This window comes from Paenibacillus cookii (assembly GCF_018333375.1).
In the GTDB taxonomy this organism is placed as follows: domain Bacteria; phylum Bacillota; class Bacilli; order Paenibacillales; family Paenibacillaceae; genus Paenibacillus_AQ; species Paenibacillus_AQ cookii.
Genome location: NZ_BORW01000003.1, coordinates 22,820 through 47,637 on the forward strand (window position 1 = coordinate 22,820; position 24,818 = coordinate 47,637).

Consider the following 24,818-nt stretch of genomic DNA (forward strand, 5'->3'; position numbering starts at 1 on the left):
TATGCTTTCCCCTCCAAAAATATTTCACATGGTCATTGGTTTAACACGCACAGAATAACCACTATAGTATAAACAAGATTGTACCCTTTTTCAAGGGCATCCCTAAGGCAAAGTCTTCAGGCAGGGCTTCCTGTTTTTTCTATGTATCGGTTCCTGCGGCCGCAAACTGTCTCATCGTGCGATATGCCTGTTCAAAACGAAAGTGCATCGTGTCGGTCACGCCGTACAAATGCCTGATGTCCTCGTCGCTGCGGCTGCCCGTCAGCGTTTCGGATACGATCTGGTGCAGCGCGGCCGCCCAGATGTCGATCGTTTCGTCATCATGTTCGTCGACGATGGAATAGTAGTCGTCCGTTCCGTATATGGCCATAATAAACTGCGTCCACATCTCCTGCGCAAAATAATAGAGCGTGGGCTCCTGTACTTCCGTTTGTTCGGCTACCCGTTCCGTAATAAGCCCGATTTGTGGCGGAAACTCTTCGGGACTCAGCGGCACGGCTTCGAGATCGATGTCGGCCCGCTCCTGCCCGCGGAGCAGTTCGATGCTTCCCTGCGTCCCGCGTTTGCGCAGCGTCTGCAGGACGCGGAATTGCAACAGCGGATGCAAGGGCCGGCTCTGCAGCCAATCCACGAGCGCTTGGTCGATATCTGCGCCTTCGAGATAGGAAAGCTGCTCAAGGGCAAGCAGATTTTGCTCGCTGAACGGTTCCTGCTGGGCCGTATGCAGCAGCTTATCGGCATAAAAGCGGTCTTCCGCAAGCTTGGCCCGGACGTTCTGCCGTTTCATGTCGTCCTCGCTCGGTTCTTCTGCGGCCTCTTCCGCATCTCCGGGTCCTTTTTTTCCTTGCCCCGAATGGGGAAAGGCGGCTTCGAGCCATTCCAGCAGCGCGCGCCATTCGTCGTAATGCCGCTGATCCTGCCCCTGACACTGGAGCAGAAAACGCAAAAGATCCATGGCTTCCCCGTACCGTTCGTTTTCCAGCATGACCGTCAGCTGAATCTGATAGAAGTCGAGCGTCTTTGGAAAGAGGATGATGTTGTCTTTTACGGGGAATTCGGATTCGTTGATAGGGGATTCCTCCTTTCTGTCCGTTTAGCCTCAATTAATTGTTGATTATAGCATAACCCTGCCGCACATGAAAAAAACGGCCGGAAATCGATGCGATTTTTCATCATGCCGGGTAACAGGATGCCGGAATATAAAAGAATTGCGTTCCAAATCGATGCCGGGCTTAAGGTGCCGTTCTTTTTGGATGGACTGAACATATTATAGAACATAATGATCATGCCCTGTTATGGAAAAATCTCTTCTATAATGATTTTAACCCTAAATTTTTTTGCTAATTTATATCAATTTCATATTGTAAAACTCTCGTCCATATGTTATGATATTTCTTGCTTGAAATTTTTTATGTCCCAGTAGCTCAGCAGGATAGAGCAACGGCCTTCTAAGCCGTCGGTCGGGGGTTCGAATCCCTCCTGGGACGTACAAAGCCACTCATTGGAGTGGCTTTTTTTAGTTTCCGGGGGATTCGAACCCGGGTTCGTCGGAGCGTAATCTTCGTAAGCTTCCGCTTCGCAGTCAGCCCGGTGGGCTGCATCCCGACCTGGGACGGGTGCCACTCATTGGAGTGGCTTTTTTCATTGAAAAGGACGCGCCATTCAATATTATTTGCGCAACTAGACAAGTGTCCATTATTCTAAGTGCCTTTGAGAATATAATGGATCAAATATCACTGCGTCAAAGGAGGAGGACCGCTTGAAGATACGCAAAGCGATCATTCCGGCAGCAGGTTTTGGAACGCGGTTTCTTCCGGCCACAAAAGCAATTCCCAAGGAAATGCTTCCGATCATCGATAAACCCACCATCCAATTTATCATCGAAGAAGCCGCCGCTTCCGGAATTGAGGAAATTTTGGTCGTCACCGGAAAAGGAAAGAAGGTCATTGAAGATCATTTCGACTTTGCCCATGAGCTCGAATATTATTTGGAGCAAAAAGGAAAATTCGAGGACCTTCGCAAGGTAAGGGAATTCATGGGGAAAGCAGACATTCACTATATCCGCCAATCGGAACGCAAAGGACTTGGGCATGCCATCAGCGTCGGCAGAAAATTTGTCGGAGATGAGCCTTTTGCCGTTATGCTCGGAGATACCTTCTTCGAGGCGGAGCCCCCGGCCTTAAAACAGCTCATCAAAGGATTTGAAAGGTTTCAAACCTCGATTTTGGGGGTGCAGACCGTGGCGGCAGACAAGGTTTCGAGCTACGGAATCGCGGATGCCAAGCCGTTGATCGAATCGTTTGCTTACGTGAACCGGTTAGTCGAAAAGCCTCCGGTCGGTACTACGCCCTCGCGGCTGGCCATTGTCGGCCGGTATATTTTAACCCCATCCATCTTTCATGTTTTGGAGAATCAAGCGCCGGGAGTCGGAGGCGAAATCCAGCTCACCGACGCTTTGAACCGGCTGTTGGCCAAGGAGGCTTTATACACCTGCGAAATCGACGGCCGTTGGCATGACGTAGGGGATCCGCTTGGTTATGTAAAAGCGATATTGAACATGACGGGACAACGGGAAAACCTGAAGCATGACCTTCAGGACGAAATCACCCGGCTTTTGAAAGACAACCATCCGGAATAAACACCTGCGAAAAGCACTGATTAAAAATGATTTAGGGAGAGGTGAGGGACCAAATGATCGAATTGGCTTTAGCTTTTAATGATAAAGATGGAAGCTACTCGGAGCATGCCGGCGTGGTTCTCGCATCGGTTTTCCGCCATACGGGTTCTCCGGTCAACGTTCATATCCTCCACGACGAGACCTTAACGGAAGAAAACAAGAACCGGCTGACGGAGTTGGTTTCCGGATTCAACAACAATATTCATTTTTATCCGGTGACTATTCCTCCGGAAATGGCTGAGGCATTATCGGGAACAGGTTCGCTGGACCGGTGGACATGGGGAAGCTTGTACCGGCTGCTGTTGCCGTCCTTGATCCAAGTGGATAAGGTTATTTACCTGGACTGCGATGTTTTAGTGAATATGGACATTGCGGAGCTGTGGAATATTGATTTGAACGGCTATTATTTGGCGGCGGTCCGCGACCAGGGGATCCTGGGCATTGCAGGACTCGTCATGACCTACGGGCTAAATCCGGAAACCTATTTTAATTCCGGGGTCATTGTATTCGCGCTGAACAATATACGCCAAAAAATGAACTGGTATGAAGAGACGTTACATTTTTGGCGGAGCTATCCCGGAACGACCATGCCGGATCAGGATGCATTGAATCATGTGTTCGGAGGAAATTCCCTCCTGCTGGATGAGCGCTTTAACTCGTTCTGTCTCCCGGGCAGCGGGCAGGACTTAAACAACAAAATCGTCCACTTCGCCGGCGATACAAAAATGTGGGATCCCCTATCCGAAGGATATGGCCTGTATCAGGAGCTCCTCGGTCTGACCCCTTGGAAAACGCCGGTTGTCCCGCCGGCAACACCTAGAACAATCAAAAAAAGAAGGGTTGGCGCCCATGGAAGATATTACTTGGCAAAACCCGGAAACCGGAAGAAGCGTTTGGAAAGACGCCGGCCGATGCAAAAAACCAAACGGGTAAGAAAAATCAAACCTGCGGGAACGAAACGTCTTAAAACGATACGCTTTTCCTTGAATGCCCAGGCTCCGGGTACACGCCGAAAATCGAAAAGAACGGCAATGGCTCCCCGGATCTACCACGGGCGTATTCGAAGCAAAAAACAAGGCCCGAACCATATTCTTTGGTCTTCCAAAATGCCTGCCCCTCCCTTCCTGGACTTGAGGTAACGATCATGTCAAAGGCCCGAAGCAGTGATGCATAGCAAGCCTTCCCTAAGCTGCTAACCGGGCCCGATCCAACATCAAAGCCGCTTCCGGTCGTACCGGAAACGGCTTCTTTTTTTGAAGGAAAAACGAAAAGTGTCCCGCTTCATTCCTCCTCCGACGCCTGCCTTGCGTGATGGTACAGCTGCTCGTAATAGCCGTGCATGGCGATCAGCTCCTCATGCGTGCCCTCCTCCACCGCCCGGCCGTTTTTCATGACCAGGATGCGGTCGGCGTGCATGACCGTCGATAACCGGTGCGCGATGATCAGCGTCGTCCGGCCTTCGGATACGGTTTGCAGGGCGTTTTGCACCAGCTGTTCGGTCTGGGAATCCAGATGCGCCGTGGCCTCGTCCAGAATGAGAATTTTCGGCTCAAAAACCATGATCCGGGCAAAGGAGATCAGCTGCCGCTCGCCGGCCGACAACCCGCTTCCCCTTTCGGACAGCTTCGAATCGTAACCTTGGGGCATCCGCATGATCATGTCGTGAACGCCGACCTGCCGGCAGGCCTCCATGACCTGCTCCCGGGTGATGTCATCTTGGAAAAGCCTTACGTTATCCAGCACGCTGCCCGAAAACAGAAACGGCTCCTGCTGGATCAAACCGACCAGACGGTGCAGCTGCCGCTGCGGGATGTCGCGGATATCGACGCCGTCGATCCGGATGCTGCCCCGGTTCACGTCGTAAAAACGGTTCAGCAGGCTGATCAGCGTGCTTTTGCCGGCCCCCGTCGTTCCGACGATGCCGACCATCTCGCCTGCGGTCAAATGCAGATCCAAGTCGGGAATCACCGGGTCCGCCGGGTTATATCCGAAAGTCACATGGTTAAAATCCACCTTGCCGAGCGCCGTATCGGCTTTCAAATCCGCTTTGCGTTCGGGCCGCGGATCTTTGACCTCCGGCTCGGTGCCGAATATTTTCCAAATCCGGTCCATGGACACCATCGTCGATTGAAACGTGTTCCATTGCATCGTAATCTGGTTGATCGGCTGGAAAAACTGGCGGATATAGCTTGTAAACGCGTATAAAACGCCCACCTCGACCGCATGGTCGAACACGGCCATGCCGCCGAGCCAGACGACCAGCACCAAAGCCAGGTTGCCCAAAATATCGAAGGTCCGGTTAAAAAGGACGTTGGCCCTCACCTCCCGCATATTGCCTTCCCAATAGCTCTGATTATGCTCATCGAACCGGCGCGTCTGCTCTTCTTCCTGCCGGAAGGCCTGGATCAGCCCCATGCCGGACAGGTTTTCGGCGATAAAGCCGATCAGACGCGACAGGCGGCTGCGGGTCACCTGGTAAGCTTCGCGGAGATAGCGCCGGAACAGGAAGGCCACGAGGCCGATGACCGGAAGGATCGTCAGCGAATACCATGCCAGCGTCGCGTCGAGGCGGAACATGAAGTAAATGATGAGGACAAGCGTCATGCCGTCGCGGATCAGGCTGAGAAGCACCTGCGTGAAAAATTGGCTGATCGTCTCCGTATCGCTGGATACGTTCGTGACCAGACTGCCGCGGTGGACCTTATCGAAATACGACATCGACATTTTGGAGATATGATGGAACAAATCTTTCCGGAGTTTCGCCACGATGCTTTGTCCCGCAAACTGCAGCAGGTTGTTTTGCAAATAGGAAAACAAAAAGCTGACGATCGAGATTCCCAGGTATATGCTTGCCATCATCGCGATGTATCCGAATTCCGCCTGGCCTTTGGCCAAATGGTCGTCAATGACGATTTTGACGAGATACGGCTGCACCAAATCCGCCGAAATCCCCAGCAGGGCGCAAACGAAAATGGCGGCAAACGTCAGCTTATGCGGCCTGGCATATTTGAAGACATGTTTAAACGCATCCAGCGACTTGCCTTTCTGTTCATGGGAGGTCGTTCTGCCGGCCGTCGCGGCAGCCGAAGAATTAGGCATGCTGCAATCCCTCCTGCTGCATCCGGTACAAGGAGGCGTACAATCCGTCGCGGCGGGCCATCAGCTGCTCATGGCTGCCGCGCTGCACGATGCGCCCCTCGTCCAGTACGATGATTTCGTCCGCGTGCTGCACGCTGCTGATCCGGTGGGCGATGATCAGGGTCGTTTTCCCCCGCCGTTCCCGGATCAAATTCCTCAAAATCCCCGACTCGGTGAGCGTATCCACCGCGCTCATGCTGTCGTCGAGAATAAGCAGCTCCGGCTTTTTCATCAGGCCCCGCGCCAGGCTGGCCCGCTGCCTTTGTCCGCCCGAAAGGGTCAACCCGCGTTCGCCCAGTTTGGTCTGAAACCCCTCCTTGAATGTATTCACGCTGTCCAGCAGCAAAGCCTGATCCGCTGCGCTGCGGATTTGCTGCATATTCGCCGAGCGGTCGCTGAACGCGATGTTGTCCGCGATGTCGGTGCTGAACAAAAAGCCGTCCTGCGGAACATAGCCGATTTTGCGCCGGAGCGTGTCCAGGGATACTTCCCTGATATCCTCGCCGCTCACGCGGATGCTGCCTGCGGGAGGTTCGTAGATCCGAAGCAGCAGCTTGGCAAGGGTGGACTTGCCGCTGCCGGTCCGGCCGATCAGGCCGATCGTGCGTCCTTTGGGAATCGTAAAGCTGACATCCTTCAGCGCTTTGTCCGAAGCGCCGGGATACGCAAAATCCAAATGTCTGATTTCGATATCGCCGATGGAGCTGAGCTCGATGGCCGAATCATGGTCCCGGACGCTCGGCACCTCCGCCAGCAGGCGGTTCACCCGTTCCAGCGACGCGCCCGAACGCTGCATCATATTAATGACGTTGCCGATTTGCTGGAGCGGTCCCATCAGCATCCTTAAATAAAACGTCAGCGCCACGAAGCTGCCGAGCGACAGCTGATGCCGAATCGTCATGTACCCGCCGACCAGCAGCGACACGACCAGGGACAATGCCCCGAGAAACGGCAATATCGCCTGAAACAACGAAGACATCCGCACCAAGCGCAGCTGCGCTTCCCGGACGCCGTCCACGGTGCCGTCAAACCTCCGCTGGGCGGTCTCCTCGATGGCGAACGTTTTCGTGACCCGGATTCCGCCGATCTGCTCATCGGCCGATTCGGTCATCGTCGCCAGATTCTCCTGAACCCTCATCGACCGTTCCCGGATTCGCGGGCCGAAATAGATGACCAGAAACGGGATCGCCACCAGCGGACCGACGCTGACCAGGATCAACGTGATCGGTATGCCCGTAATGAGCATCATCGCCACGCAGGAAATCACCATAAACACCGCGTTGGTCGTTTGCGTCACGCCGAAGGAGATCGCCTCGCGCACCGAGGTGACGTCGTTCATCACGTAACTGAGCAGCTTCCCGGTTCCCTGCCTGGAGAAAAAATCCTCGCTCAACCTGGAAAACTGGGCAAAAATGCGTCCGCGGGTCATAAACTCGAACCGCCGTCCGAGCCTCATGATCGTATACTGCCCCAGCCCGAACATCACCCCGTAGGATACCGCGATGGCCAGCAGGATCAGGCTGTACTGAATGATTCCGTCCCGTCCCAGCGTCCCGTCCTTCAGCCCATCCGTTACCTTTCCCAGCATCTGGGGAAGCAAGGACTGGTCTACGTTGGATAAAATGATCAGAAGCACGGCGGTCAAGTAGAGCAGCTTGTTTTCCTTCAGATAGCGGGTGAGAAGTTCAAAGTTTTTCAAAATGATCGTCCCTCCTCATGCTGGATGTGTTATGTTCCCTTATCGATTCTTCACCTAAAATATAGCACAATTAAAAAAATCCGGGCCGCCGCCAAGCCGGCAACGCGGCCGCAAACCGTTGATGCGGTCGGTTTTTTCGCGGCAAAAAAAATTTGCGGCTTATGAAAACGCTCTATTCTCGCTGTTCTTAGAAAAGGAAACGAGGGCACCGCTTGCATACGGCCGCAGCCGGAATTCGTGTGCGACTCAAATTGGATAGCGGCAACGAATAAACAAAAAAGGACCCGCGCTCCGCAGGAAAGGAAGTGGGCGCATGCCCATCCCTTCCATGCAGGGAAGTCCTTTTTTTCATCCATCACAGGGTTTCAAGGTGACGATCGGGGATTACACCGCCGTTTTTTTGGCGACGGGAATCCAGATTTCGCTCCGGAATGCCGGCGAGGAAGTGTCCTTGCTTTCGTTCCACAGCAGTTCCGGGCCTTCAACGGCTTCATACCCCGAAGACGGGAACCATTCGGAATAAATCCGCCCCCATACCGATTGAAGCGTTTCGGGAAAAGGACCGACCGCTTCGAACACGGCCCACGTCATGGCCGGCACCTCCAGCATCGACAGATGCTCCGGGCATTCGGCGGTTGTGGCCGCCCCGATGTAATGATCAAGCTCGCCCTGCTCTTCCATGCGGCCCTCCGAAAAATTGGCGGAGGCGCTGATCAGCCCCTGAGGTGCAACGTTGGACAGCCTTTTCAGCAGGGTAATCGTCTTTTCGTCCAAGCCGGCCCACATGGAGGCGATTTCCGGATTGACGCCGCTGAATTGGATCGGGACCCTTTTCTTGAGCCCCACGATGCGAAACGCCTCTTTTTCCTCCAAACGATAGTTCATTTCTTCTCCTCCTTCAATGGATAAACGGAAGGTCATGGGGGGAAATGCTTTTAACGAACGTCCTTGATTTCGCGCCTCGGACGGCGTGATTCCATGCAGCTGCTGGAACGCCCTGGCGAACGAATCCGGCGAATGATACCCGTATTTGACGGCGGCATCGATCACCTTCATTGCTCCGGCGGCCAGGTCGATCGCGGCCAAAGTCAGGCGCCTGCGCCGAATGTATTCGGACAACGAAATCCCGGCCAGGAACGAAAACATTCTTTTAAAATGATATTCCGAACATAACGCCAGCCGTGCCGCCTCTTGATAGTCGATCTCGCCGTCCAGGTTCTCTTCGATGTACCGGAGCGCCCGGTTCAAGTTTTGCAGCATATCCATTGGTTATGACCTCCTTTAATCTCATCCTAACAGGATCAAGAAACGGGCATCCGACAATCCATGCACCGTTTTGCAGGGGCTCCTCGTCAACAGAGACCCGCGTTTGTCTCTAAAATAAACGGCAGCCCCTATGAAGATGTTACCTCTTCCGGGCTGCCGTCGTTCATTACTTATCTCCGATATAACGATTGCTTCCGGCTCCCCAACCCGCAAGCATATAGATGATGCCGGCCGCCATCAGCAAGATGATGGCTACCGTCCAGCTTCCGGTTACGTCGTGGACGAATCCGAACAGCAGCGGGCCGACCGCGGCCAATAAATAGCCGATCGATTGCGCCATTCCGGACAGCTCGGCTGCCTGCTGCGAATGGTGGGTGCGAAGCACGAAAAACATCGTGGCCAGGCCAAAAGCGGACCCCGTCGCCATGCCGATCGGAATGACGGCGGCAGGCACCAGCGCCGCGACGCCGGTCATAAGCAGCGAGAATCCGATCATGAAGCATAGGAACGTAAGGAACACAAGCAAACGCTGATTCTTGAATTTGGCTGCCAGTACGGGCACGATAAACGTAACCGGCACGCTGAACAACTGCAGCAGGGACAGCATCCAGCCTGCCGTCGAAGGACTCATGCCTCGTTCGGTCAAAATTTCGGGCAGCCAGGCGACCACGGAATAAAATACGAAAGATTGCAGTCCCATGACGATCGTGACCTGCCAAGCGAGCTTGGAGCCCCAAACGCCGCTTTTGCCCGAAACCTGCGCCTCGCCCGCCTGATGGCGGGAGCGCAGCTGCGGCAGCCAGACCAGCATCGCGACGGCGGAAAAGATGCCCCACATGACAAGCGATCCCCGCCACCCCGAATGCAGATGGGAAGCGACCGGGACGCTGATCCCCGAAGCCACCGCCGCAAAAATGTTCATCGATACCGAATAAATCCCCGTCATGACGCCCGTCCGCAGCGGGAAGTCCCGTTTGATCAAGCTTGGAAGCAGGACGTTGCTGAGCGCGATGCCGACGCCAAGCAAAATGGTCCCCGCAAACAACGCGGCCAGCGACGGGATAAAGCGTAATAACACGCCCGCAGTCACGGCGAACACGCCGAGAAACAACGTCCGCTCCATCCCCCAGCTGCGCGAAATTTTGGGTGCGAGCGGAGAAATGACCGCAAAGGCCAGCAGCGGAAACGTGGTCAGCAATCCGGCAAGCGTGTGGGACATGCCCATATCGCTGCGGATCGTTTCGATCAGCGGTCCCACCGCGGTGATCGGCGACCGGAGCGTCGTGGCGATCATGACGATCCCGAGCAGCAGCACCGCCGCCTTCACGCCGGTGGATGCGGCAGGATCGGTGTTTTGTTGAAATTTCGTTTCGGTTGCGTTATTCATGATGTGTTTTGTCTCCCCCTTGTATCTCTTTTAGCAATACGGTGCGCGAAGCGTCAAGATAGTCGCGGACCGCCTCCGCCGATCGGCTTTCGTCCTGTGCGACGATGGCTTCGATCAGCCGGGCGTTCAGCTCCGAATGAAGCTCCAACAAGCACAGGTGGCCGCTGCCGTAACTCACCACCTGCCGGACGGATTCGCTGATGGAATCGTACAGGTCGCTCAAAATCGGATTATGCGCGGCCACGATCATCTCTTTGTGAAATTCGTAATCCGCCCGGATGTAACCTTCGATATCCCCGGCAGCTTCGGCACGGATGCATGCCTCATAAGCCGAACGGATTCGGACGATATCCTCGGGCGTACGCCGGAGCGCCGCCAAACGGGCTCCCTCCTGCTCCAAAGCCGACCGGACTTCGAGCGTATCGCTCAGCTTCGACCGTTCCAATCTCCGCGTCAATGCCGGCGCCAGGCTGCTGGCAGAGCACACATAGGTTCCATCCCCCTGCCTTGTCCGGAGCATGCCCGCATGGATCAGCGCGTGAATCGCTTCGCGGATCGTGTTCCGGCTGACGCCAAGCTCCTTGACGAGCTCGGGTTCCGCGGGAATGCGTTCGCCGACCGGCCATGTCCCGTCTTCGATAAGCTGCTCGAGCTGGGCGGCGATTTGTTCGACCAACGTTTGTTTCGTCGGGCGTTGAAGTGTCATCGGCAAATCCTCCAAACATCGGATGTTTGGTTCGATTATAACACTATTTTCATATCCATGCTATATTTCAGAAAAAATTTCAAAAATACGATGTAAATAACAAAAAAAAGACCGCTTTTCAAAGCAGCCTTTTTCAAAGAAATGGGTCCGATTATGCCTGGAATTCTCGGCGTTCCGCCGCCACTTTGTTTTTATGCAGGGCAGGAAGCTTGATGAACAGGAAATTGTAAATTTCGACAAGAGCGATCGCGCCGATGACGTCCATGATGACGTGCTGTTTGATAAACAAGGTCGATAAAATAATAAGCAGCGACATGCCGGTGATCAAAGAGACGTTTTTGCGGTTGCGCGCCGGGCTTTGCCATATCATCCGCATCACCATGTAGCTGGAGAAGCAGTGAATGCTCGGAAAACAGTTAAACGGTTGGTCCCGTTTGTAAATGAACCGCATAAGCATTGCAAACGGATCGTCTCCGACGACGACGGGCCGCGGCACGGTCGTTTGAAACACCAGATAAATGACGTAACACGTAAGGGCGCAGACCGTGTACAACAAGATGGAACGGTAAAACGACGGCCGGTCCTTGAAAAAGAAATACACGATGCACACATAGATGTAAAAAATCCAGACTCCGTACGGGAGCGCAAAATATTTAATGAACGGCGTTGCCTGGTCCAATGGCGTGACAAGCGAATAGACGTTGTCCGTCGGCTGGTTGACCAGTTGATAAAGGCTCCCGAGCACGGGAAAAACAAGCATCAATAAAAGAGGAGCCCAGCGTTGCATCGGCCTAGGGATCCAGTTTTTTAGCCAAGACATGGGATCAATACCTTTCCAATTTCGAAATCGGGTCATCGGACAACCGCTTTTATCCAAAACTCACTGATTCATTGTACTCCGCCATCCGCCATCATTCAACACCGATAAATGTAGATATTTCGTGAAGTTTTCGTGCTTTTCGGCGGTTCCGAATGATTATCGCGCGCAAAACGCAAAAAAGCCCCCGTACCTTGCAGGCACGAAGGCTTCCTGAATGTTTCCTAACGTTTTAGTTTGCGGTTGTTGATCCACAGCGGAATGCGGAAAAGCAGGTTGATGAGCAAAACGACGACGACCAGCACGGCCGCGGACCGCTGCGCGATCGATGCGGCATCTTCCACGATCGCTTCCGACTGCACGTACCACAGATGGACGGCAAGCGTTTCGCCGGGCGCAAACAGGTTGAAATCCCACATTTCGCCCGACGTGCTGAGGCCCGCCGTGAGCAGAATGACGGCCGATTCGCCGAAGGCGCGGCCCGCCACCAGGCAGATGCCCGTTATGATGCCCTGCAGCGCGATCGGCAGCACGACGGTGCGGATGCATTGGAACCGGGTCATTCCGAGCGCATAGGAAGCATTTTTAACGTCATGGGGCACGGCGCGGACCGCTTCTTCGGTCACCCTGGCCAGCATGGGTAAATTGAGGAAGGCAAGGCTGACAGCCCCGCCCAGGATCGTCAAGCCGATTTGGAAATACTCGGCGAAAATCGCGAGACCGAGCATGCCGAAAACGATCGACGGAACGGATGACAAGCTCTCCACGCAGATGCGGAGCACCTCGGTCAGCTTGTTTTCGGGCGCGTATTCGGCCATGTAAATGCCGGCTCCGACCCCGATGGGGATCGAAACGACCAGCGACAAAAACAAAATGTAGAAGGAGTTGAACAACACCGGGCCGATGCCGCCCCCCGGGTCGATATCCTCCGGCACTTTCGTCAAAAAATCCAGCGTCAGGCCGGGGAGCCCTTTGCCGAGAATCGTAAGCAACAGCCAGACAATCAGCAGCAGCACGAGCGCCCCCAATCCATAAAAGGCGGCCGTGGCAAGCTTGTTATACGCAAGCGACCCTTGCATTTTTCGGCTTTGGGCCGTCGGCGTCATGTTTGGTCACTTCCCTTCCGTCCAAGATAACGGATCAACAGGATGAGCAGGAACGAAATGGCCAGCAGCAGCAAAGCCATCATATGAAGCGCGTAGTTCCAGGTCGTATCGAATTCGACGTTGGAGATTTGCATGACGATGTTGCTCGTCAGGACGGATGCCGGAGTGAATAACGTCGTGGCAAGCTGCGCGGTATTCCCGATGACCATGACGACCGCCATCGTTTCCCCGATCGCCCGGGTCATCCCCATAATCACAGCCGCGACGATTCCCCGTCCCGCCGCCGGAATCACGACCCTCATCGTCACCTGAAGGCGCGTCGATCCAAGCGCATACGCCGCTTCGCGGTACTTCTTCGGCACCATCGAAATCGCTTCGTCGCTGATCCGGCAAATGGTCGGAAGCACCATCAGCGCAAGCACCAGAGCCGCGGCAAGCAGCCCGTCGCCCAAATTTTCCCCGCTCATCCGGCGCAGGACCGGAATCAATACCGTGAGGCCGAGATAGCCGTAAACGATGGACGGAATGCCGACCAGCAGATCCAGCACCGGACGCATCATGTTCCGCAGCCATTTCGGAGCGATTTCGGCGATCAGCACGGCCATGCCGACCGCAACCGGCACCGCCATGGCCAACGTCAGCGCCGTCAAAGATAACGTATTGACGATGATGCCGGCCGCCCCGAAGCTTTCGTTTTCCGGCGTCCAATCGAACGACAGGAAAAAGTCGGCCAGGGAAATATGGGCGAAGGTCAATAACGCCGTTTTGCCGATAAAAAAGATGACGAGCCCGAGCACGAAGCAAAGGGCCAAAATGCTGAACAGGAAATAATACTTAAACAACCGATCCGCGAAACGGGCGCGAACGTAACGGCCGAACCGTCCGTCCGCCGGCTTCGCGAGCGAACCCGATTTATCGGGCATCGTTGGCCGGGCAGAGATGCTCACTCAGGTTTCCTCCCATAAAGCGGCCAGCCCCGTGATCAGGGCTGGCCGCTCGCTATTCCTTGTTAAGGCATCAATCACGTACCGCTTGCGGTTTAGCGCATCGCCGAAATCGGAATGAATTTCAGCTTTTTGAGCGATCCCTGCTGAAACTTCGGGCTTTGCACGTATTCGATGAACGCTTTCGTCGCGCCTGTCGGTTGTCCTTTGGTCATGTAATAACCGTACGCCCAAATTTTGTACGTGCCGTTGATGACGTTGTCGGTCGTCGGGGCCACGCCGTTGAAGCTGACGGCTTTTACGTCGCTGTTCACGTATACCAGGTCGATGTAGCCGATGGCGTTCGGCGTCGTCGCCACGGCTGTTTTCATGTCGCCGCTGGAGCCGACTTCCTTGTAGTTTTTGTCCTTTTTCACGATGTCGCCGCCTCCCAGCGCCTTGGCCTGGTAGTTGACGCGCGTGCCGGAGCCGAAAGCGCGGGTGATGACGACGATGTCCGCATTGTCTCCGCCGACTTCCTTCCAGTTGGTGATTTTGCCGGAATAAATGCCTTTCAGCTGCTCGGTCGTCAGGTTGTTGACCTTCACGTTTTTGTTCACGATCGTTGCGAACGGAATGACTGCAACTTTGTTGGCGACTTGGCCGTCAAATGCTTTGAAACCGGGGACGTCCATGCTGGCGTCCCAATCGCAGGCGCCGATGTCGGCGATGCCTTTTTTCACGGCCTGAGGTCCGGTCACGGAGCCTTTGCCGGAGGCGGCGATTCTGACTTTAGGATTCAGCTTTTGAAATTCCTTGGCTGCTTGCAGCGTCAAAGGAAGAAGCGCCGTCGAACCGTTGATCGTAATTTTGCCCGACAATCCCGAAGCCGCCGAAGCGGAGCCGACGAGGGTGGATACGGCCACAAGCGAGGCTGCGGCCAGAAGCGACATTTTTTTGAACCATTTCATACGTATAATCTCCTCTCGATATGACGCAAGTTATTTGGTAAGCTGGTCGGTTTTACCGTTTTGAACCAGGATCACTTTGCCGTCCGCGACGACGGCCACGCGGGTGCCGTCTTCCGAAATGGCCAGGCCGGTAACGTCCGCCTGGGCGGCGTACACTTCGGTTTTGACGCCTGATACCAGGGCGTAGACCTTGCAGCTTCCGTCGTTAGCCACGCCGGCGGCAGCCAAATGGCCGCTTGGGCTCGAAGCGCTGAGCAAGAAGTCCGCGTCCGCGATCAAATCCCGGGTACCGCCGCTTGCGGAAACGGCTTTGATCGTTCCTTTGGCATTCGCTTGTTCCGGATCGGCGCTCAAATACGCCACGCTGCCATTGCCCAGGAAGGCGGGATACAGTTTGTTGTCCCCGGAGGCCGTCAGCGCTGCGGGTTTGGCGTCCTTCACGCCGAGATCCAACGTATAGATCTGCTCCCCGGCGCCGGAATAATCGATTTTGAGGGAATCTTCCGTGCTGTCTTTGTCGTTTTGCGCAACGCCCGTCGCGGTGACGATATAAGCGATTTTCTTCTCGTCGGCCGAAACGCGGACCTCGGATTTATTTTCGACCTTGTCAGCCAAAATTTCGGTGATTTGACCCGTGTCCACGGAGACGCACGAGATTTTTTCCTGTTTGTCGCCCTGAATGAAATAGATTTTTTTGCCGTCGGCCGTCCAGGCCAGATCCGTCTTCACGGAGGTGTCCGCACCCAGTTTGTACGGCTCTCCGCCGTTCAGGCTGACGAGGTACAGCTGTCCGGTTTCGTCGGTGTACGCGGCGAGGTCGCCGTTCGGAGAAATTGTCATATTCGACGCGTTCGGATTTGAAAATAATAAACGTGAGCTGTAGTCTGAGCCAAGGCTGTACAATTGGGCCGGATCGGCATCCTCCTTCACGGCGACGAGTCGGCCTTTGGCGTCGAAAGAAACGGAAGCGAAACTTCCCTCGATTCTCCCCGCCGTCAGGATTTGCAGCGTATCCCCGGCAGCGATGACTTCGCCTCCCAGAGCGGCTACGACGGGCTTCAGCTCAACGAAAGCACGATTGTCCTGAATGACGGGAGCGGCCGTAAAGGTCTGTGCTTCGCCGTCAAGCTTGAAGGTTTTGGAACCCGATTGCAGCTGCAGGGTATGCCCGTTTTTGCCGGTCTTTACCGTGATGAGGCCCTTGGTGGAAGTTGCGGCCGCGCCGTACATTTTAGCCAGATCGCCCAGCGCGATCAGCTTCCCGTTCCCGGCTTTCAGCATGGAGACGGTCATGTTTTGGCCGTTGACGCGGATGCTTTCGCTCGCTACCGCGAATTTGGCCGGTGAGACTTGGGATGCAGTACTTTGGTCCTGCGCTCGCAATGCTTTGGCCTCCGGCGCTCCCGCCGACAGCGCGGCCGTCACGAAAGCCGCTGCGGCAATGGTCTGCAGCATTTTATTGGTTTTCAAATCGCTCACCCTTTTCTTCCCTTTTTTCTTCGCTTCGGTGAATCTAGGTCTATTTTCATATAGATTTGTTAGATTGGTTTAATTGGTATGTTATGGAAACATAAAATATTTACCGTTGTCATTTGGAAAAATAGGTATTATCCTAGTTAAAAATAAAGCTTTTCCAAGAAACATGGCTAATGATGGGACTTTATGTATTAACCCATTGTTAACTGAAGTGATGGAGGCCAAAAACGTGTATGTAATCGCATTTATTTTATCGCTTGTCATCGTGCTGGCATTGATTCCACCTCTGCGAAAGCTGGCCATCCGGGTCGATTTCGTTGACAGGCCGACAAGCCGGAAAATCCATAAAGAACCTGTCCCCCATTTGGCGAGCATCGCCATTTTCCTGGGATTCATGATTCCGTACCTCATCCTGAGCCGTCATTGGGATTCGGAAATGGCCGGCATCATCGCCGGTTCGCTCCTCATTCTCGGCATCGGCATGGTGGACGACTGGTACAAAACGCGCGGCAAAGACTTTCCGGCGCTGCCGAAAACGGTGGTGCAGGTGGGAGCGGCCGTGATCGTCTACTTTTCCGGCATCTCCTTCGTCGGAGTGACGATTCCGTTTGCCGGGCATATGATCGTATTCCCTGAGTGGCTCCAGTTCATCCTGACCATCCTTTGGATTTTCGGCGTTACGACCGTCATCAACTTTATGGACGGACTGGACGGGTTGTCGGGAGGCGTAGCCGGCATTTCCGCGCTGACCTTGTTTATCGTCGCGATTTCCAAAGGCCAGACGCAGTCGGCGATCATGGCGATCATCCTCGTGGGGGTGGCGCTCGGCTACTTGAAGTACAACAAGCCGCCGGCAAAAATTTATATGGGGGACGCGGGTGCCACGTTTATCGGCTTCATGCTCGGCATCATCGCGCTGGACGGAGCCTTCAAGCAGGTAACCGTCATCTCGATCCTGGTTCCGGTGCTGGCGCTCGGCGTGCCGATCTTCGACAACATTTACGTGATCATCAAACGTTATTTGAACGGAAAACCGGTATACAAGGCCGACCGAAGCCAGATTCACTACCGGCTGTTGTCCTGGGGGCTGAGCCCGAAGCAGGCCGTCTTGTTCATCTATTTGATCAGCGCCTGCCTGTCGCTTTCGTCCATCATTCTAATGCTGCTGAGCAAATCTTCGTAAACAGCCAAAAGCTCCATGCCTGCAAACAGGCATGGAGCTTTTTTTCGTGTTACGCAGGCGACCGCTGGCGCAGCATCGACCGGAAAATCGCCTTCAGCAGCGGCGGAACCGCCAGGAAGATAAACAATGTCCTGAACAGCTGATAGCAAATGACAACCGACAGATCGGCTCCGGCCTCTTTGCCGATGATGCTGCTGCACGTGTACGTCTCTTTTTTCGAAAATAATCCCGCCGTCGGCGCCTATGCCAAACAGCTCAGCTTAATGTTTTGAACGAATAGCCATAGCAAAATGACCCGAATACGAAGACCATGGACGGTTTGCCTCGATTCGGGTCATTTTAATGTTAACGGGATGCGCCCTTGACGGAAGGCTTCCCTACGGATTCGCCTTGGATGAGCGTTACGTAGATGCGCTCATGCTCGACTTTTTCGCCGGAAATGATTTTGATGAGCTGCTCCGACGCGAGCGCCCCCCATTTCCGTTTGGAATAGTCGATGGTGGCCAGCCGCGGCTGCATATACCGGGTCAGCTCGATATTATCGAAACCGATCAAATGGATCTGCTCGCCGATCCGGAACTCCGTATCGGCCAGCCGGTTGCACAGGCCGATCGCCATCTCGTCGTTCAGGCAAAACACCGCGACGGGTTCCGTATACTCCCGCATGATTTGTTCGGCGGCCTTTTCGCCACCGCTTTTTTTGAAATCGCCTTGAATTTCGATCCATTCGATGTCGCTGCGCCGGTCCGCAACCATTTTGACGGCTTTCATGCGCTGGATCGAGTCGAAGGACCCTTCGGGCCCGGATACGATATAGATCTTTTTATGGCCTTGCTCCACCAAATATTCGGTGGCCAAGGTCGCCCCGGCCTTATTGTCGAGCAAAACCTGATTGATGTTCGGATGATCCAGCTCGCGGTCGAGCACGACGATTTTATGGTTGCGGTCCGCGTACTTCAGCAGTTCCTCGCTGGAGAACGTATGGTCCAGTATGACCGCGCCGTCGATCAGGCGCTCCGGCAGCATGCGGTGGGACTGCTTGCCGCTGCAGACGATGAGGTCGTAACCCTGCGAGTTGCAGACCTCCTTCATGCCGTCCAGCAGTTCCCCGTACACATCCCCTTTGAAGTCCGTCAGGAATACGCCGAGAATTTTCGTCTCCCGTTTTTTCAGCGTTCTGGCAGCGGCGTTCGGAACATAGTTCAGCTCTTTGGCGATTGCCAGTATTTTCGCGCTGGTTTCGTCCGTCACCTTGCTGCTGCCGTTCAGGGCATAAGATACCGTTGAAATGGAGACTCCGGCTTTTTTAGCGATATCCTTTATACTTACCAATTTGTCCTCGCTCCTTATCGTTGTTCGCCGGGGAATTTTGCAGGCGAGGCGCTTGCTGGCGCCCCTTTCCCGCAAAATCCCGTTCATTCTTGGATGAATCGGATCCTATGGAAAATGGCGATCCGTTAAGATCGCCTAAAAATTTACATAAAAATTTCAACGACGTTATGATCGTCCTTCATCGCCTGCTCAAAGGCTTCCTTGCTGATGCGCAAGCCGCCCTCGCGGTAAGGATTGGCCACCCGCTCCGCCTGAAGCGGATTGCCGTTTAGCGTCACGCGGCTGACGGAAGCGCCGGTTATATGATAAACGAAGGTAACCTTGACCCCGTCGTATTCGAAATCGAAATGCATTCCGTTCAGCGACGCCGGCAGGACCGGGTCGATCGTCAGTCCGCCTTGGTCCTGGCGAATGCCGAGGGCGTTCGAAATCAGCTGGTTCATGTAAATCCCCGGACCGCTGGAATAAATCCGCCATCCGCCTTTCACCTGCACCTTGCCGCTGCGGAGGTCGTCAAAATGCGTCTGCGCCTCGTAGCGGTTGTTGAACTTGCCGTCCGAGCTGCTGAAATACGCGTTGCTCTGCCGCATCTCCGCATTCGGCACGACGTCGCGGATGCCCACCGGGTTAATGACGTTAAGCCCGTTCCATACGTCGTCCGCATGTCCCAGCTTCGCCATCGCTTCGATGAACCGGATGTGGGCATGGACATATTGAAGCCCGACCTCGCGTCCGAAATTCGAAGCCTGCTCCGCCCGTTTGAAATGCGTGCTGACGCCTCCGGCGTACTGGGCGGGACGGTTCATCAAACGAACGCCGTCAGGGAAGAACAGCTTTTCCTTGATCAATGCGTAATGCGATTTCGCGCGCTCCGGATCGAGCAGTTCCGCGATCATGCTGCGCGTCATCGGCAGCAGGCGGTATTGGATACCCGTTTCGGTGTCCGTCGGATGCAGCATCAGCTTGGCGTTAGCAGGGTCTTCCATATAGAGGAATCCCGGAATAACGTCGGTTTGCAGCATATACCGGCGGTAATCGCGTTTAATGCCGTCCGCCATTTCCTGCAGCTCCGCCGCAAAGGACGGTTCTTCCGCCAGCAGCGCAGCGGACAGCTGGGTAAACGTCTGGTACGTCAGGGCCACCGTCCAGCTGCTGACCATGTATTTCTTGAGCTGGGCGTTCGCCGGCTGCAGCGTATCGTCCCAGTCCCCGTCGCCGTAAGACGACAAATACGTATCATGCAGGAAGTGGCTGCGGATGTAGCCGATTTCCTTATGCACATGCTCGAGCAGCGTGTATGTTTGTTCCGTGAACTTGAAGCTTCCTTTAACGGTATAGGAAACCTTTTCCTTCAAAATACTGTAATCCCGCGTAGCCGTCAAATAATCGCTGAGCACCTTGAGCGGCCAGACGATAATGTCGCCGTGGCTTTCCTCCTGCTGCACCGGGGCATACCGGTCGAACATGAACCATTGCGGCCAGTTTCCGTCATGCTCGTATTGATGGGAATATACCGTAAGCAAAATATCCCGGACCTGACCGAATTTTTGCGTGGCCATGAAGTACTCCGACGGTCCCTGGCACACGTCGCGCGTTCCCCATGCCGCCCCGCCGTATTGCTCCAGGCCATGCGGAACCGAATAATGGACGAGCATGTTATGCGTGTACCACCAAGCCAGCGCGTTCACCTTGAAGAAGTCGGCGCCCTCGGCTCCGTCCCCGCCGGTAAGGCGGAATCCGTTCATGACCTCCCGGTAGAATTCGCGATATTTGGCGATCTCTTCCTCGACGTTTTTGTCTTCGGCCGGCATGTGTTCGCCGTTCAGCAAACCTTGCACCGTCAGGGTCCATTCGCGGGTTGCCTCGATTTGCATTGTGTAGAGCGACGCGCAGCCGGCCGGTACGCCTTCCGCAAGCACGGTCTCGTCGCCGATCTCGGCCGCGGCGCCATCCAGCCACATGCGATATTGCAAGTTCGGGTAGGCTTCCTTGCGGAGGTCATCCTGCCCGCCGAAGAAGGTAAGGACGCCGTTTTCGTTTGCCATGCGAACCGGCGCTTCGTATTCGTTGACGTTCATCGTCACTTGGCTTGTCACGAGGAAACGGTACGCCTTTCCGCTTTCGGAACGAACGTTCAGCCGAACTTCCGGCGTGTCCACGGTCGTAAAGTTCGTAATGACCAGCATGTCGTCGGCCGTTTTGTAATACCAGCGCACATAGTTAAAACCGATTTCGAACAGCGATGGCATCGTCAGCAGCCGGTATTGCCCGTCCACTTCCACGTAAATCCGCTGTCCGGCCGTTTTCGGCACGTTTAGCGCGTTTCGGGCGTTGCTCATCATTTTGTTGAAGTTCGTGTTGCCCACGACCAGATGCGAGTTGAAAATGCCGTACATGTAAGACGTGGTCGTGATGACCGTCGCCCCGAATTCAACGTTGTTCCCGCTCATCAAAATATGGCCGTGCGGACGTTCAACCAGCAATTCTTTTTCTTTGCATACGATATGTTCGTAGGAATCCGTGAAAAACGAAAGGAGTTGTCCGCCTTCGCGTTCTTCCTGTTGTCTCTTATGTTCCGGGAAACGCGCATCGATTTCCTCCGCCGACATGGAGAGGGTTTGCAGCGGTTCGCCGATGGTTCCGTTAAACCGAACGGCGGGCAGCTGCCGCAGCGTTTCTTTGTCGCCTTCGGCCAAATAAGCCTCCCAAGCCTGCTGAACCTCGGCTTTATACTCGAGCTCGGTTACCGCTGCCGCATGGTTTTCTTTGAACAGGCCGTAAAATACGAAACGCGCTTCGCCGTCAAGCGTCACCCGCTCGGATTGCAGCGCCGTGTAAGCAAACTCGTATTGATAGATTTCATTGGCCAGCCCGGCCTTGCTCAGGCAGGAAGGCACGTTTGTTTCCTTGTAGGACAAGCCGAAAAATTGGAAGCCGTCCGTCGAATAGCCGGCAGCGCGCGTCAAGGCGCCTTGCTGGATATATGGGAACGCTCCGCCGCTTTGCGGCATGTTTTGTCTGGAGCAAACGACGTAACCGAAATCATCGTCCTCGAAAACGGTATGGTCGATATATTGGGACAAATAGGCTTCGTTGCTGCGCACCGCCCCGATGTCGGCATTGCCGAGATCCTGTCCGTAGATGATGTCGATGCTTGCCCCTTCGCCCCGGGCCACCACGTCCCAGAACCAGACGCCGAGCGGAGACACGGCAAAAGTCACGCGGTATTCGACGCCGTCGGCGCTGCCTTCCCAAAGAATCCGGCGTTGCCCGGCGCTGACTTTGCTTTGGGAACGGATGCCGAGCAGAGGGTAAAACGAAATGCCCGACTCGCGGTGAATACGCAGGTACAGGTTATTCAAAGCTCCTTCGATCGGGCTTGCCACCAGTTGGTTTATCATGGTTTGGCCGCTTAGAGCCTGGTGCAAATCGCCGCTTTCCCAAAAGGTAAAGCTCAAATCACCCGCTTGGATGTTTAGCTTAGAGTTCGTAATCGTGGCTGTCATATGTTGTTAATTCCTCCTAACCCTTGAAATAAACCTGCGAGCGCGGTGTCCGGATCGTGCCGGAGAGGCCGTCAGGCCCCTCGCACGGTCCGCCTTCATTCACGTTCACCTGTTTCGATTAAACCAGCTTAAAGGACGCTTCCAGCGTGTCGCGGCTGTTCGCCCCCACGAATACCCGGAAGGAACCGGGATCGCTTGCGAAACCGAGATCGGAATGATGGTACCGCAGCTGCTCTTCCGTCAATGTGAAGGTTGCGGTTTGGCTCTCGCCCGGCTGAAGCTCCAATCGTTCGAATCCTTTAAGCTCGCGGAGCGGACGGACGACCTCTCCCGCCACGTCGCGAACGTACAATTGAACCGTTTCGATTCCGGCCCGTTCTCCCGTATTGGTTACCTTCACTTGCACCGTGATCGGTTCATCCGCCTTCATTTCCGGGCTCGACAGGGTCAAATCGCTGTATTCGAAGCTCGTGTACGAAAGGCCGAACCCGAACGGCAGCAGCGGATCGTTAGGGCTGTCGATATATTTGGATACGTAACGTTCGTCCGATTTGGAAGGATCCATCGGGCGTCCCGTATTAAAATGGTTGTAGTAAACAGGCACTTGGCCCACCGATTGCGGGAAGGACATCGTCAGACGCCCGGACGGGTTCACGCGGCCGGTCAAAATGTCGGCGATCGCCGCCCCGCCTTCGCTGCCCGGGAACCAGGCTTCAAGCACCGCATCGGCCTCGTCGAATATGCCGTGCAAATCAAGCGGACGGCCGTTGAAAATGACGGCTGCCATCGGCTTGCCAAGCTTCTTCAGCCATTTCACCAGCTCGAGCTGCGCCTGAGGCAGGCGGATGTTCGTTCTGGAGCCGCCTTCGCCGCTCATCGCGGATTCTTCGCCCAGGGCCAACACGACGATGTCGGCGCTGCGGGCCGTTTCGAGCGCCGCCTCCAGCTGCTCCGGCGTCATGCTGTCGATGCCGCAACCTTCGCTGACGACAAGGGTTCCGGTGAAACGTTCCTTGAGCGCCGAAGCGAGCGGAGCCGCATCTTCCTTCTCCCCTACGCAGGACCACCAGCCGAGAATATCGTTGCTCTCCGCGTACGGGCCGATCAATGCAACGCGGGCATCCTTTCGCAGCGGCAGCACGCCGTCGTTTTTGAGGAGAACGCTCGATTTGGCAGCCAGCTCATAGGAAACCCGGCGATGTTCCTCGCAGAAAAGAATTTCCTTCTCGCGCTCCGGGTCTGCCGCGCGAAGCGGATTCTCAAAAAGTCCGAGTTTGTCTTTCAGGCGCAGGATGCGCAATACGGCTTCGTCGATGAGCGCTTCGTCCACCTTGCCGCTCTCCACGAGCTCCGGCAAATGGCGGACGTAACAAGGGGTCATCATCTCAATGTCGACGCCGGCCCGGATCGCCCGGTATGCCGCTTCGCGGTCGTCTTCGGCCGCGCCGTGCGCGATCATCTCCCGAATGGACGCCCAGTCGGAGATCAGCACGCCGTCGAATCCCCATTCGTCGCGCAAAATGCCGCGCATCAGTTTTTCGTTGCCGGTCGCCGGAATGCCGTCCACCGTGTTAAACGATGTCATGACCATTTCGCAGCCTTCGTCAAGCGCCGCTTTATAGGCCGGCAAATATTGCTCGCGCAGCTGCCGCTCGGACATGTTGACCGTATTGTAGTCCCGTCCGCCCTCCGGCGCGCCGTAAGCCGCAAAGTGTTTCACGCAAGCCGCCAGTCGGTCGGTTTCCTCTTTCAGATTGCTTCCCTGATAACCTCTGACGAAGGCGCGGGCAAACATTCCGTTGAGATAAGGATCCTCTCCGGTCGTTTCCATGACTCTTCCCCAGCGCGGATCGCGCACCAGATCGACCATCGGCGCAAACGTCACGTGAATGCCGGATACGGCCGACTCTTTGGCGGCGATTTCCGCGCTTTTCTCCGCCAGCTCCAAATCCCAGGAGCAGCCGATGGCGAGCGGGATCGGGAAAATGGTTTTAAAACCATGCACGACGTCCGCCATAAACATCAGCGGGATTCCCAGCCGGCTTTTTTTCAGGTACGATTGCTGCACGTCGATGACCGCCTGCGCCCCGGAAAGGCCAAGCACGGAACCGCTGCCGGTAACCATCGGCTCGGTAATTCCCATTTCCTCCATCGGTCCGGTCACTTGACTTTCGTTGTCCGTGCCTTCGTGAAAATGGGCGGTAAGCTGAAGCAATTGAGCGATTTTCTCTTCCAGCGTCATTTGTTGTATAAGGCCTTTTAATTGCTGAATATCCATACAGTTCCCTCCACTACCTGCTCAAACATTCAAGCGGGTTTTTTCTCTTTTTTTGCTGTACAGGCGCCTGGGCCGAAAATTGCTTCATTATATATGAAAGATTTATAGAACGCCGCGAGCCGCTTGAAGACTCCGGCATTCTTTCTTCTTTCTCAGGAGCTTGCGCAACATCCGTCGCCCCGGAAGCGGGCAGGACGGATCGCTTTTTGTTTCCATCCGCTTGTGCAAACTCCTCAATCAGAAGAGAGGGGATAACTTCGTCTCTTTCACGAGGCCGGAAGCCTGCCGTCCCAGCTGGAAAATAGAGGTCTTTCCGGCCGTCATGAAGAGAAGAACCCGGCTGCACCCTAATG

General features: G+C 55.0%; 18 protein-coding genes and 1 tRNA gene. 5 read left to right on the forward strand and 14 right to left on the reverse strand.

Features of this window, described 5'->3' with window-relative positions:
- Window positions 1-139: 139 nt before the first annotated feature.
- Complete coding sequence (locus KI367_RS04740; RefSeq protein ID WP_246536639.1) at window positions 140-985, reverse strand: hypothetical protein; 846 nt, start codon at window positions 983-985, stop codon at window positions 140-142.
- Window positions 986-1,413: 428 nt separating this feature from the next.
- Between KI367_RS04740 and KI367_RS04745 the strand changes: the two genes are divergently transcribed.
- The 3 genes from KI367_RS04745 (at window position 1,414) to KI367_RS04755 (ending at window position 3,816) form a co-directional block, all read left to right on the forward strand.
- Window positions 1,414-1,487 (forward strand) — tRNA-Arg (locus tag KI367_RS04745).
- A gap of 272 nt (window positions 1,488-1,759) precedes the next feature.
- Entirely contained in the window at window positions 1,760-2,638 is an 879-nt protein-coding gene (gene galU / locus KI367_RS04750; protein ID WP_212948004.1) for a UTP--glucose-1-phosphate uridylyltransferase GalU, read from the forward strand.
- Window positions 2,639-2,691: 53 nt separating this feature from the next.
- Window positions 2,692-3,816, forward strand: coding sequence for a glycosyltransferase family 8 protein (locus tag KI367_RS04755; protein WP_036713589.1), 1,125 nt, complete (start codon window positions 2,692-2,694; stop codon window positions 3,814-3,816).
- Between the two features lie 142 nt (window positions 3,817-3,958).
- Here the strand turns inward: KI367_RS04755 and KI367_RS04760 are convergent, their stop codons facing one another.
- From KI367_RS04760 to KI367_RS04805, 10 genes are all read right to left on the reverse strand, one after another.
- Window positions 3,959-5,776 (reverse strand): ABC transporter ATP-binding protein, encoded by a 1,818-nt coding sequence (locus tag KI367_RS04760; RefSeq protein WP_212948005.1) that lies wholly within the window; start codon window positions 5,774-5,776, stop codon window positions 3,959-3,961.
- Window positions 5,769-7,514 carry an ABC transporter ATP-binding protein gene (locus tag KI367_RS04765; RefSeq protein WP_212948007.1) on the reverse strand — a complete coding sequence of 582 codons (1,746 nt, stop codon included), beginning with the start codon at window positions 7,512-7,514 and terminating at the stop codon, window positions 5,769-5,771. The genes KI367_RS04760 and KI367_RS04765 overlap by 8 nt, the downstream gene beginning before the upstream one ends.
- Before the next feature lie 384 nt (window positions 7,515-7,898).
- The gene (locus KI367_RS04770; RefSeq protein ID WP_212948009.1) at window positions 7,899-8,780 is read right to left on the reverse strand and encodes an AraC family transcriptional regulator; all 882 of its coding nucleotides are present in this window, start codon (window positions 8,778-8,780) and stop codon (window positions 7,899-7,901) included.
- Between the two features lie 166 nt (window positions 8,781-8,946).
- Window positions 8,947-10,167: a CynX/NimT family MFS transporter gene (locus tag KI367_RS04775; protein WP_036713586.1), complete on the reverse strand. Its 1,221-nt coding sequence runs from the start codon at window positions 10,165-10,167 to the stop codon at window positions 8,947-8,949.
- The gene (locus tag KI367_RS04780) at window positions 10,160-10,873 is read right to left on the reverse strand and encodes a FadR/GntR family transcriptional regulator (protein WP_212948011.1); all 714 of its coding nucleotides are present in this window, start codon (window positions 10,871-10,873) and stop codon (window positions 10,160-10,162) included. The genes KI367_RS04775 and KI367_RS04780 overlap by 8 nt, the downstream gene beginning before the upstream one ends.
- A 151-nt stretch (window positions 10,874-11,024) precedes the next feature.
- The gene (locus KI367_RS04785; RefSeq protein WP_052147254.1) at window positions 11,025-11,660 is read right to left on the reverse strand and encodes a phosphatase PAP2 family protein; all 636 of its coding nucleotides are present in this window, start codon (window positions 11,658-11,660) and stop codon (window positions 11,025-11,027) included.
- Window positions 11,661-11,914: 254 nt separating this feature from the next.
- A complete protein-coding gene (gene pstA / locus KI367_RS04790; RefSeq protein WP_212948013.1) occupies window positions 11,915-12,796 on the reverse strand; it encodes a phosphate ABC transporter permease PstA in 882 nt (293 codons plus the stop codon).
- Window positions 12,793-13,743 (reverse strand): phosphate ABC transporter permease subunit PstC, encoded by a 951-nt coding sequence (gene pstC, locus KI367_RS04795; RefSeq protein WP_306433215.1) that lies wholly within the window; start codon window positions 13,741-13,743, stop codon window positions 12,793-12,795. The genes pstA and pstC overlap by 4 nt, the downstream gene beginning before the upstream one ends.
- Before the next feature lie 92 nt (window positions 13,744-13,835).
- Window positions 13,836-14,690, reverse strand: a complete 855-nt coding sequence (locus KI367_RS04800; protein WP_212948020.1) for a phosphate ABC transporter substrate-binding protein — start codon at window positions 14,688-14,690, stop codon at window positions 13,836-13,838.
- 30 nt (window positions 14,691-14,720) lie between these two features.
- A complete protein-coding gene (locus tag KI367_RS04805; protein ID WP_212948022.1) occupies window positions 14,721-16,169 on the reverse strand; it encodes an LpqB family beta-propeller domain-containing protein in 1,449 nt (482 codons plus the stop codon).
- 211 nt (window positions 16,170-16,380) lie between these two features.
- Between KI367_RS04805 and KI367_RS04810 the strand changes: the two genes are divergently transcribed.
- Window positions 16,381-17,349 (forward strand): MraY family glycosyltransferase, encoded by a 969-nt coding sequence (locus tag KI367_RS04810; RefSeq protein WP_036713579.1) that lies wholly within the window; start codon window positions 16,381-16,383, stop codon window positions 17,347-17,349.
- A 149-nt stretch (window positions 17,350-17,498) separates the two neighbouring features.
- Window positions 17,499-17,621, forward strand: coding sequence for a hypothetical protein (locus KI367_RS27440; RefSeq protein WP_281422487.1), 123 nt, complete (start codon window positions 17,499-17,501; stop codon window positions 17,619-17,621).
- A gap of 73 nt (window positions 17,622-17,694) precedes the next feature.
- Here the strand turns inward: KI367_RS27440 and KI367_RS04815 are convergent, their stop codons facing one another.
- From KI367_RS04815 to KI367_RS04825, 3 genes are all read right to left on the reverse strand, one after another.
- A complete protein-coding gene (locus tag KI367_RS04815; protein ID WP_036713594.1) occupies window positions 17,695-18,681 on the reverse strand; it encodes a LacI family DNA-binding transcriptional regulator in 987 nt (328 codons plus the stop codon).
- Between the two features lie 143 nt (window positions 18,682-18,824).
- Window positions 18,825-22,187, reverse strand: coding sequence for a GH36-type glycosyl hydrolase domain-containing protein (locus KI367_RS04820; protein WP_212948024.1), 3,363 nt, complete (start codon window positions 22,185-22,187; stop codon window positions 18,825-18,827).
- 118 nt (window positions 22,188-22,305) lie between these two features.
- The gene (locus KI367_RS04825; protein ID WP_212948026.1) at window positions 22,306-24,465 is read right to left on the reverse strand and encodes a glycoside hydrolase family 3 N-terminal domain-containing protein; all 2,160 of its coding nucleotides are present in this window, start codon (window positions 24,463-24,465) and stop codon (window positions 22,306-22,308) included.
- Window positions 24,466-24,818 lie beyond the last annotated feature (353 nt).